8 protein-coding genes are annotated in these 11395 nt (G+C 59.5%); 7 read left to right on the top strand and 1 reads right to left on the bottom strand.

Annotated features, from left to right (window positions below; all coding sequences use genetic code 11):
- Positions 1 to 356 precede the first annotated feature (356 nt).
- The 6 genes from IE122_RS17590 (at position 357) to IE122_RS17565 (ending at position 9801) form a co-directional block, all read left to right on the top strand.
- Positions 357 to 611, top strand: a complete 255-nt coding sequence (locus IE122_RS17590) for a 4Fe-4S dicluster domain-containing protein (RefSeq protein ID WP_189622549.1) — start codon at positions 357 to 359, stop codon at positions 609 to 611.
- Positions 608 to 1972 carry an FAD-dependent oxidoreductase gene (locus IE122_RS17585; protein WP_189622548.1) on the top strand — a complete coding sequence of 455 codons (1365 nt, stop codon included), beginning with the start codon at positions 608 to 610 and terminating at the stop codon, positions 1970 to 1972. The genes IE122_RS17590 and IE122_RS17585 overlap by 4 nt, the downstream gene beginning before the upstream one ends.
- Position 1973: 1 nt before the next feature.
- A complete protein-coding gene (locus IE122_RS17580; protein ID WP_189622547.1) occupies positions 1974 to 4130 on the top strand; it encodes a molybdopterin-containing oxidoreductase family protein in 2157 nt (718 codons plus the stop codon).
- Positions 4131 to 4610: 480 nt separating this feature from the next.
- Entirely contained in the window at positions 4611 to 6671 is a 2061-nt protein-coding gene (locus IE122_RS17575) for a hydantoinase/oxoprolinase family protein (RefSeq protein ID WP_189622546.1), read from the top strand.
- 4 nt (positions 6672 to 6675) lie between these two features.
- Complete coding sequence (locus tag IE122_RS17570; RefSeq protein WP_189622545.1) at positions 6676 to 8763, top strand: hydantoinase B/oxoprolinase family protein; 2088 nt, start codon at positions 6676 to 6678, stop codon at positions 8761 to 8763.
- Between the two features lie 78 nt (positions 8764 to 8841).
- Positions 8842 to 9801, top strand: a complete 960-nt coding sequence (locus IE122_RS17565) for an SDR family NAD(P)-dependent oxidoreductase (protein ID WP_229814365.1) — start codon at positions 8842 to 8844, stop codon at positions 9799 to 9801.
- 352 nt (positions 9802 to 10153) lie between these two features.
- Here IE122_RS17565 and IE122_RS17560 read toward each other — a convergent pair whose 3' ends face one another.
- Positions 10154 to 10477 carry a hypothetical protein gene (locus IE122_RS17560; RefSeq protein ID WP_189622543.1) on the bottom strand — a complete coding sequence of 108 codons (324 nt, stop codon included), beginning with the start codon at positions 10475 to 10477 and terminating at the stop codon, positions 10154 to 10156.
- A gap of 36 nt (positions 10478 to 10513) precedes the next feature.
- Between IE122_RS17560 and IE122_RS17555 the strand changes: the two genes are divergently transcribed.
- Complete coding sequence (locus tag IE122_RS17555; RefSeq protein WP_189622542.1) at positions 10514 to 11314, top strand: SDR family NAD(P)-dependent oxidoreductase; 801 nt, start codon at positions 10514 to 10516, stop codon at positions 11312 to 11314.
- The last annotated feature ends 81 nt before the right edge of the window (positions 11315 to 11395 follow it).

Here is an 11395-nt window from a genome sequence, read left to right as displayed (position 1 = left end):
TGGAAGCGCTCAGCCACGAAATGTCAGAAAATCCCCTCGCAAACCTGGGGGCATCCACACACGATCCCATTTCTGAATTGCAGATGTAATTGTTGTGTTCAGGGCCTCTGCCAATGAGTTGCCATCATAAAAGGGCGAGAGCAAAATCGGCGAGGCCAAAACTCGCTGGGACAAGCTCCGCCGCTGAGAGTAAGGGTCGCAAAGATGGCTCGCTTCAAGAATTCGTCGCCAGAAACGCGCCCAGCGAGGCACAGAGGTAACATATTAGGTGAGGTAGTCATGACATATGCAGTGACCACCCTGGTCCGCACGGATTGGGCCAAAGCGCAGCCTAAACTGATTCAGGGGCTCGCCTGATGGCCTATGTGATTGCAGCGCCTTGCGTAGCGGATTTTTCGTGCGCTGCCGTCTGCCCCGTCGATTGCATCAAGCCAGCGCCCGACGCACATCATCTTGAACAGCTTTTCATTGATCCTGATCGTTGCATCAGTTGTCGCGCGTGCGTGGATGTCTGTCCGGTTGAGGCGATTTATGACGAGGACGCTCTTCCAGGCAAGTGGCAGCACTATGCTGCAATCAATCGAGAGTATTTTGCTGAGGTGAAGCTATGACTTCTGGACGCCTGTCTGTGGCGGTCGTTGGCGCGGGACCAGCCGGCCTCTATGCGACTGAGCAGTTGCTCCGCTACCAAGGGGGCGCTGTATCCGTGGATGTCATTGACCGCCTGCCGACACCTTGGGGCCTTATCCGAGGCGGCGTTGCCCCGGACCATCCGGAAAAAAAGCAAATAGTCGACCGTCTCTTTAGCTTTGTCCTTAACGATGAACGTGTGCGCTTTATTGGCAACGTCGAAATTGGAAAAACGATCAGCTTAGAAGAGATTTCCGCGTGTTATGACGCGGTGATCGTGGCCCCCGGCGCGTCGGGTAATGGTCGCCTTGGCATCTTGGGGGAAGACCTTCCCGGTAGCTGGCAAGCAAATGACTTTGTGGGGTTCTACAATGGTCATCCAGACCAGTCGGACCTCCCTTTCGATCTTACGGGCGACCGTGCAGTGATCGTCGGCAACGGTAACGTAGCGCTCGACCTCGCCCGTATCCTGATGACGCCTCCTGCTGAGTTACGTAAGACTGACATAGCCGACCATGCAATCGACGCGCTGATGCAGAGCAACATCCGCGAAGTCGTCCTTCTCGGTCGCAGAGGTCCAATGGACGGGGCATTCCACAACCCCGAGCTGGAGGAATTGGCGCATTTGACCGATGTGGACATTGAGGTCACCGGCGCGATTGTTCCTGACGAAACCGATGCGGAACTGGCCGGGGCCGAATGGCACGTACGGCGCAAAATGAAGACGCTTCGGAATCTCGCCGGTCGGCCACGGCGGGAGGCGGGGCGCAAAATCGTTTTCCGCTTTTGGAGCTCACCCTTGGCCTTTGAAGGCAATGGGCGTGTCGAGCGTCTGCTGCTGGCGGACACCTTCCCGGCAATTTCGGCCAATGAAGCCATTCACCGACCCCTGCATGAATCGACTTTGGACACTGGCTTCGTTTTGCGTGCGATTGGCTACCGGGGAGCAAGCGTGCCCGGCCTCCCATATGATGAGAGACTGTCTGTCATAACCAATGTCGCCGGGCGCGTCATGACAAATGACGGGCCAATGGCCGGCGTCTACGTCGCGGGATGGGCCAAGCGCGGATGCCGCGGTGTCATCGGCAGCAATCGAATCTGTTCCGCCGAAACCGTTGCAAATCTTTTAGAGGACTGGGAGGAGGGCAAGCTCTTGCCACCGATCTCGTCCGCTAACTCTGCGCTCGAAGCCATCGCGCAAAAACATCCGCTGGTGTCCGGCAGCGGCTGGCGCAGGATCAATCATGCCGAACTCGCAGCGGGGCGCGCGGAGGGGCGGCCGCGCCGCAAGATTACCAATCGTGACGACCTGATTAGTTGCGCGGCCACCGGGAGAACCTGAAATGGCACAGGAAAAGACGACGTTCTGCCGGATTTGCGAGCCGGGCTGCTCACTCGTCGCGGCCTTGGACGACAATGGCCGGGTGCAGAGCCTGCGGCCCAACCTTGACGATCCGATCGGTGGCGTGGCGTGCCACAAGGGGCCGTCCTATCTCGCGGTTCACAACGATCCAGACCGCCTAAACTGGCCGCGCCGGCGAAAAAACCCCCGCTCCGAACCAAGGGGCCAATTCGTCGATGTGGAATGGGAGGACGCGATCGAAGAGATCGCGGCGCGCATAAAGTCGCTGATCGCTGAGCACGGGCCAAATTCGGTGGCGTTTTTCACCGGCAACCCTTTCGCCTTCAACAGCACGGCCTTCCCGCTGGCGCAGGCTGTGATCGGTGCCTTGGGCACAAAGATGCGCTTCAGCGTGAATACCCAGGACGCCGTAAACCGGATCGCGGCGGCGGAAGCCGTGTTCGGAACCCAGGGTGCCCAGTTCGTGCCCGATCTAGAAGCCACCAACTATCTTCTGTGTGTCGGCAGCAACCCCATGGTTTCGCGCTGGACGATGATGGCTACACCCAACAATCCTGACCTGCTCAAGTCGATGGCGAAGCGCGGCGCAAAGATCGTGTTCGTCAACCCGCGGGTGATCGAATCCTCGAGCGAGCTGACCGGCGAAACCCTGCAGATCAAGCCCGGAACCGACGTGTATTTTCTTGCCGCCTTGCTTGAGGCGATCCATCAGCTTGGCCGCTTCGATCACGATGTGCTTGAGCGCCGGGCGATCCATGTCGATGGGCTGATCGACTTCGTGTCGAAATATCCGGCCGAGGCAGTGGCGGAGGTCACCGGAATTCCGGCCGAAACCATCCGGCTGGTCGCCGATGAATTCAGTAATGCGTCCGGGGCCGTTGCCTATTCCGCCACCGGCCTCAACCAGAGCGGCCATGGCGTGCTGGGCGCCTGGCTTATCGACATGCTCAATCTTGTAACCGGCAATCTTGGCCGTCCCGGAGGCTCGCTCAAGCCCGCCGGTCTCGCCTTTGACTTGCCGGCGATTGTCCGGCGGGAAGTGGTCCATACTTCGATCGGCGATTTCAATCTGTCTGATCCCATCGGCTACACCAACTTACCGTCTGTCGTGTTGCCGGACCTGATCGAGGCCGGTGACATTCGCGCGTTGATAAATCTGGGCGGCAATCCCCTGCTGTCGATCGGCGGCGAAGCGCGGCTGCGGGCAGCATTCGAGAAGCTGGATCTTCTGGTGTCGATTGATATCTATCCAAGCGCGACAGCAGAGATGTCTGATTTCGCCCTTCCGGGGGTGGATTGGTTGGAGCGGCCGGATTTCAATTATGCCGGTGCGTTCGGCATGCAGACGCACCCGCATTTGCGCTACGCCGATCCGGTGGTGTCCCCGACAGCTGGTCGACGCAGCGATTGGTGGTTTATGGGACGCCTGGCGCAAGCACTCGGAATCTCCTCGCCGCTCGACGCGGTGCCGGAGGACAAGGACGGCTTTTCCGCACTTGAGGCGCTGTTCGCAACCCAGGACCTTACGATCGACATGCTGCGCGCTGCGCCGGGCAATGCCATCCGCTTCCCAGATGTCCCGCCAGAATCGCTATTCGAGCGATGCGTCAAACATCCCCATGGCCGGATTGACTGTTGCCCTGCGGAATTTGTCACATCCGGTCTTTTCCAGCGCTGCGACGAGCAATTTGCTGAGCGGCTGAATGAGCCTGAGGGGTTGATGAGACTCATATCCCGGCGAACACCGCATATGCACAATGGCTCGCTGAGCAACGTGGAGATATTGCGGAGCGGCCGTCAGGGCTTGGCACCGCTACTTGTCTGCGGTGCCGACGCGCAAAGGCTGGGCCTGGCCGACGGTGATCCTGTCCGTGTATCCACCGATTCAGGAGAAATTGAAACCCGCGCGTTCATTGATGATACCCTGCGTCCGGGCGTGGTTGCGATGACTCATGGCTTTGGCCATCGCCATGCCTATGGACTGTCGGTGGCGCAGCGAAGTCCAGGGGCCAACTTTAACGCGCTGCCACCAACCGGGCCAGGAACGTTTGAACCACTGAGCAACATGTCACTGCTTAGCGGGGTCAAGGTGCACGTGGAACGGATGCCGCCAACGTTGGAATGGCTCGCGCAATGAGCTTTTTGCCAAGCGGTCGGCACTGCCTTAGACAAGGGCTGAACTCGTTGTCCGCGAGATGTTCCATGATACTGCCGAGTTTCTTGGCGTGACGTATCTGGCACCTCGCGGGCCACCAAACAGAATCAACAACCGTTGCATTCACCGGCGTGAATTGGGTGCCTTCACGCCGATATTCAGCGCGCCGGTAGGTTACGGTAGAACCTCGTTCGAATTACAGGTGTAATTGGTCAGTTCGAGACCTAGGCCAACGAGTTGCCCTTATGAGTGTGCGAGGGCAGAACGGGCAAGGCTCTTCGACTCTCTTGAGAGGCGGGCAGTCGATAATAAGCTTCGTGACGGAGAGGTGTGCCTCTAATCTGAATTCTCCGGTATGCATCCGTACCTGTTAAATGGTGATGGATCTGACGAGACAGAATTGGGCGAGATCTCATAAATTTTTTCCGTCTCATGCTCGATAGTTAGTGGAGTGAGACCATAATGAATCTGGTCATTGGCGTGGATGTCGGTGGAACTTTTACAGACGTCGTTTGCAGCGACGGTGAGTCGACTTGGCGCGCCAAGTTTCCCACTAACCCTCAACGATTCGCAGACGGGGTTCTTGGCGGCATTGGCCGCATCGGGGAACAGATCGATGCTTCGCCCGAGCAGGTGATTGCAAACACGGTGCGGTTCGGCCTTGGTACGACGGCCGTCACCAACGTGCTCGCTACTCGCAAAGGGCGCAATGTTGGCGTTCTGACGACCCAAGGGTTTGAGGATGAACTGCACACCGCCCGCAATAAGCGGATCGGCGAGCACGGGTGGCTGATGAAGCCGTGGAATCCTGTTCCGCGCCCTCGCATTCGCGGCATGGCAGAACGCATCGACCGAAATGGCGACGTGATCTCGCCGATCGATCCCGAGGAAGTGCGGGCCGCTGCAAAGGAGTTGATCGAACGCGAGGGCGTCGACGCCTTTGCCATCTCGTTCCTTTGGTCCTTCAAGAACGGGGCGCACGAGAAGACGGCCGCGGAAGTTATCAAATCGACGTGGCCTGACCTACCTGTGTTTTGCGGCTCCGAGCTTCATCCGATCATGCGCGAGTATGAGCGCACCACGCTCGCCATGCTCAACGCCTTTACCGCGGGTGCGCTGGATGGCGTCGAAGAGCTGGAAAACACGCTTATCGAAATGGGCCTCAAGGTTCCGCTGATGCTGTTGCACTCTGGCGGCGGCACGATGAGTTCCGCCGAAGCGCGCAGGACGCCGATGGCTCTGGCCTCTTCCGGCCCGGCCGCCGGCGCAACCGCTGCCGCCGAAGTCGCGATGGTCGCCGGAATCCCTGACGCCCTGTGCTGCGACATGGGCGGGACGAGCGTTGACGTGGCGGTCGTGCGGAGCGGCTATGCCGAGCGCAGTCAGAGGATCGAGATCGAGGGCATCACTACGGCGCTTGCGGCGGTCGATGTGGAATCGATCGGTTCGGGCGGTGGATCGATCGCCTGGATCGACAGCCGCGGCCTCCTCCGGGTCGGCCCGATTTCTGCCCGGGCAAACCCCGGCCCTGTCTGCTACGGCCGCGGCGGCACCCAGCCGACGGTCACCGACGCCATGATCCTGCTGGGCTATATCGATCCGGCCGCCTTCATGGGCGGCAAGATGAAGCTGGATGTAGAAGGCGCGCGCGAAGCATGCGCCAAGCTCGGTGAGAAGCTCGGCTACAGTGCGATCGAGACCGCCTATGGCATCCGTGAGATCGCCTTGGCCGAAATGGGCAAGGCCGTCCGTGCAAGGATTTCCTCGGGCGGGCTCGATCCTCGCCAGTACGGGGTCATTGCGTTTGGAGGCTCCGGCTCACTTTTCGCGCCTCCCATCGCCCAGGAACTCGGCTTCGCCGCGTGTCTGACGCCCCGCGTTGCATCGGTGCTGTCGGCCTATGGTGCCGCCACGGCCGACTTGCGTTCGGAACGGATGGTTCCGGTCGACCAATCGCTGCCGCTGAGCGATGGCAGTGCGCTGGACCTTCTCGAAAGATTGATCGAAACGATCCGAAAGGAACTCGAAAGCCAGGGTGTCGCCGAAGCCGACCGCCGCTATTCGTTCGAAGCGGATCTGCGGTTTCGGCGCCAGAAGTCCGAACTGACCGTGTCGATCCAGAAGGAAGATCTGCAAGGCGATCGATTGATCGAAATCTTCCGTCGGGAATATACGGCACGCAACGGGGCCAACAGCATGGCCCGCAATGCGCCGATCGAGTTGTCGACCCTTCGCGTCATCGGCGAGGGCAAGTCGATCCGTGCCTCGCTTCCCAAGGATTTGCCGGCTGCGCAGACATCACACTTGGAGCCTGACACGCATCGTCTGGTCTGGACAACGCGCAACGAGCAGGCATCGATCCCCGTGTATGACATGGAAAAAGTTCGCCTGAATCATGCTATTCAGGGTCCAGCACTCCTCGATACGGTAGATACGACGCTCTGGGTGCCGGCCAACTCGACGGTAAGCCTCACCCAAGGTCAGACCCTCGTTACCCGTTTCAACGCTTCGCAAGATCGGTAATCTCATGATCGACCCTATTGTCCTCGAAGTCATTCGCTGCAAGCTCGAAGCCATTGCCAACGATGGTGCCAAGAACATCAAGCGGACCGCCGTCAGCCCGGCCGTTGCAGATAGCGGCGACTGTTCATGCGCAATCTATGATGCCTCGGGCGCTCTGCTGGTTGGTGGCGGGGCAATCGTGATCCACTTCCATACAGGCTCGAATGGCGTCGAGAAAATTCTCGAACTGCACGGAGACACTTTGGCTCCCGGCGACGTCTTCATGGTGAACGACCCCTATTCGGGCGGTGGCTTCCATGCGCAGGACGTCTACGTTCACATGCCTATTTTCGCTGAAGACAAGCTCATCGGCTGGGTGGGCTGTTCCGCGCACATGATGGATATGGGCGGGTCCGTGCTTGGCTCCTTCTCGCCTGACGCGACCGAATGTTACCAGGAAGCCTTCCGGTTTCCTCCGGTGAGGATTTCGCGCAATGGCGAAGAGCAGGGTGATATCTGGGCGATCCTGCGGAACAATATTCGCCTTCCCGATCTGGTTGAAATCGACATCCGCTCATTGATCTCGGGTTGTTACGTAACCCAGCAGGGGATCATTAAGCTCGCCGAGGAATATGGCGCCGATACGCTGGCCGAAGCCTCGGCGGATCTTATTCGTCTGACCGAAGTAGAGATGCGCCGGCGCGTCGAGCTCCTCGAGGAAGGCGAGTATAGCTTCGTAAGCTGGTCGGAATGGACCGAGGAAAATTTCAAGGTTCCCTGCACGCTCACCGTCCGCGATGGCAAGCTGACTTTTGATTATACCGAGGCGTCGCCGCAGTCCTCGCATTACTTCAATTCAAAGCCTTACGTCATCACCAGCCTGCTGGGCGTTCAGGTCGGTGCCACGCTCGGCTATGACCTCCCTTTGAACGAGGGCACGTTCAAGATTTTCGAAGTCTTGTGCCGCCCGGGATCGTTGCTCGACGCGCAGCCGCCGGCCCCGATCGGCGCGCCGCACTTGGATGTCGGGATGAACGCGTCCGAGGTCGGTATGCACACGCTCAACCTTGCCATTGCGGCGTCGCCGAACTCTACGGCGCGAGCCAGAATGTCCGGGCCGTCGGCTGGTTCGGGCATCACCAATCACACGCTCACTGGCATCGGTCTCAATGGCAAGCCGGACGGTTGGCTGATGCTTGACGGCGGCAAGGTGGGAACCTCGGCCGGACATGACCGGGATCCAGGCGACACCTTCTACGAAGGTCTCGGCAATGGGGCTGCGACCGAGTTGGTCGACGTGGAAGTTGTGGAGTCCTGGTATCCGATCCTGATCAATCGTCGTGGGCCGCGCGAAGGGCTCAACGGTGCCGGAATGTTCCGGTCGGGCGCCGGAATGTCGATGGAATATGTCGTGCGCGGCACAGATGGGCTGTCTATGACGCTGATGGGCAATCGCGAAAGGGTCCCGATTGCCGGCTTGGGCGGCGGCCTGCCGGGTGCGGTCACCGAATTCCACATCCGGCGTCGCGATGGCTCAATCGACCCGTTGGCATGTCACCAACAGGGCATCCCTCTCAAGGAGGGCGAAGGCGTTCTGATCGATTGCGCGAGCGGCGGTGGCTGGGGGGACCCGTTGGACCGCGAACCCGCGATGGTGGAAGCGGATGTCACAGACATGCGGATCTCGGCGGAGGATGCGCAGGCCGTCTACGGCGTCATCGTCGGCGACGTCAGGAGCACTACCGAGCTGCGTGCCCAGAAGCTTCGCGAGCGCCTAGATCGCGCGCAGCCTGCCGTTAAGCCGCTCACTTGGACGGCTGATCTACGGCTTGCCGCGCAAGGTGCCCCGGCTCCGCTATATGTCGGCGTGGAGCAGCATGGTGCGGTTGCAATCAGCACCCGGAGCGGCGCGCCGCTGGCCGTCAGCCCGGATTCCTGGACAGATGGCTGCCCTACGATCGAGCACTTCGTGGAATCGTCCTCCGACGTCAACGTCGTGGCTTACCTCGATCCGGGCAGCGGACACCTGCTCGCGGTCGATGTCAGGCTCGAAGGCGCGGGGCGGTCGTTCAACACCGCACCCAAGCGGTGGACGGAAGCCAAGGCTGCCTGATTACCGCCTGATTATCCTTGTTTGCAGGATCAACGTCGCTGCCAAGCGGACGCATTAAGAGTGGATCGGTTGGAAGACATGACTGAGCAAGATCTCCGATTTGACGGCAAAGTGGCGCTGGTTACCGGTGCTGGCGGCGGCCTGGGTCGGGATTATGCCCGTTTGCTGGCGCAGCTTGGCGCCCGCGTCGTGGTCAGCGACAATGGCGCGTCGGTCGCGGGAGACGGCAGCGTCGGCGATCCTGCAAATCAGGTGGTCGAGGAAATCAGGGCCGCAGGCGGAGAGGCAATCGCCTTTACGGGCGATCTTTCCGTGGAGCGTGAGGCTCGGGGGGCGGTGGAAGCTTGCCTCGATGGCTTTGGCAGGATCGATGCGATCGTCCACAACGCCGGAATTGCACCGGGCACGATCGAGATCGACAAAATTCCCTCGGACCTCTTCGCCCGCGTTCTGGGGGTCAGCACGTTCGCGCCGTTCTGGATGATCAATGCGGCCTGGGCCCACATGCGGAGTCAAGGTGGGGGACGCATTGTGCTGACTTCCTCAGCCGCAATTTGGGGTACCGCCAACAGCCTGCCATATGGCACCGCCAAGTCATCGATGATCGGCATGTGCCGTTCCCTCGCGAAAAGCGGTGCTGAGGACAATATCCTTACCAACGTCATCATACCCACCGCTGCCACCCGCTTGACTGATCGATTTCCGCAATCTCCGTTCATGGACTGGTTCCGGGAAAATCTCAAAACAGAGCTGGCGGCCCCGATCGTCGGCTTTTTGTGTCACGATGAAAGCAAGGTAAACGGGGAGATCCTCACGGTCGCAGGCGGGCGCATTTCTTGTGTGCGGTTGATTGAGACCATCGGCGACATCGGTCAAAACGCCACGATCGAGGAAGTCCGTGACAGGATGCCCAGCGTCCTCAGCCAGGAAGAACATTGGATCCCGGAAAGTCCGCCTTGGCGCACTGCGAAGATCGCCGAACTTCTCGGTTTCGCCGGATCAACCGAAGATGCTTACGGATATGACAAGAAGACGTGATCGCAAGAGCTATACTGGTAAGATCTGAATTACTGGCTATCTCAGGGTCGCGACCAACATTTTCGAAAAGGCGAAGCGGTCTTCGACGAGATGTAGCCCGCATAGGAGCGACGCGGCTGCGTGACGTCGACAAGATGTGCGCTTGGTCGAACGGATCGGGTCAGGCTATCTTGCGGTAGCGAAACCATTCGAAGGGAAGCTCGCCAGAGCGGGGAATGGCACTGTGTCATTTATGCTGGTGAGTAATCGACCTGAAGCCGTCCAGCTCGCGCGAAGGCGCTTTCGTCTGGCGGTACAAGTGAGGGGTTCCCGGAGCTCGGGCCGTTGTTGACAAGCATGATTTTTACGCCAACTATTTCCATGATTTAGGCGATACAGGCTTGTAGCGGTTTGTTTTGGACCAGAATAGTGCTTTGAATTGTAATTGGCGGCGGTATTGCCCGCCGCTGCTTTGGCTGGTCAAGTGGTGGAAGTTGAAGGCGCGGTGAATGCACTCGCAAATTTGGTTGCTGTCACTGAAGGCGACCTCCAGGGAGCGGTTCGCGAAATCGGTTATGTCCGGGCATTGCAGTGCTTGGTGCGGCAACAGTTGAGCTGCGAAGCAGATGAGATTTACAACGCCCGCCAGCGGGCCCGACTCAATCTCATCGTCCGAGCAGTGCGATGCCTGAGCCATGTATTTTCACCGCAGTGCATTTGAAGGCTGGGACAAATGGCAAACGATGAATTCGGCTTGAAGGGAAAAGTCGCGATCGTTTCCGGAGGCGGCGGGCCGGTTGGAAGCCCCCATGAGCCATCAATTACAAATGGTCGGGCCGCCGCCGTACTGCTGGCGCGTGCGGGTGCGAAGGTCTGCGTGGTCGCGCGATCGCTGGATCTGGCGGAGAAGACCGTGGAAATGATCGAAAGCGAAGGCGGTGACGCCTTTGCCTATGCTGCCGACGTCACCCGGCAAGATGATTGCCGGTCAGTGGTTGAAATGACCTTGGATCGCTTTGGCCGCCTCGATTGTCTGGACAATAACGTAGGCACTTCGGCCCATGGCGACGTGACCCAGATCAGTATCGAGAAGTGGCGAGAGGTCTTCTCGATCAACGTCGAGAGCATGGTCATGATGTGCAAATACGCCATTCCGGCGATGATCACGAGCGGCGGCGGCTCGATCGTGAACATAAGTTCGTTGCGCAGCATCAGGCCGCAAAATTCGACGGTATATTCGGTCAGCAAAGGAGCGGTGAACGCACTGACCGCGACTCTTGCTGCCGATCATGGTGCAAGTGGTATTCGTGTGAACGGGATCATATTGGGTCCGGTCCATACTCCGGCGGTTGCCCCAATGCTCACTCCAGAGCGCCGGCAGACCCGCATCGACGCATCCCTCATCAAGCGCGAAGGCACTGGATGGGACACAGGCCATCTCGTGCGCTTCCTGCTCTCGGAGCAGGCCAGATTCATTACCGGTCAGAACATCTGTCTCGATGGGGGGATATCGCTGATCGGACCCCAACGGTGATCGGGGCAATAAGTAGCCCCTACGCCCAAGCGCAGACTTCAGCCCGGCGCTGGAGTGGAAGCCGGCTCGAACGCGACGAGG

It is taken from the genome of Novosphingobium colocasiae (assembly GCF_014652555.1).
GTDB lineage: Bacteria > Pseudomonadota > Alphaproteobacteria > Sphingomonadales > Sphingomonadaceae > Novosphingobium > Novosphingobium colocasiae.
This window is presented reverse-complemented; position numbering and strand designations above follow the sequence as displayed.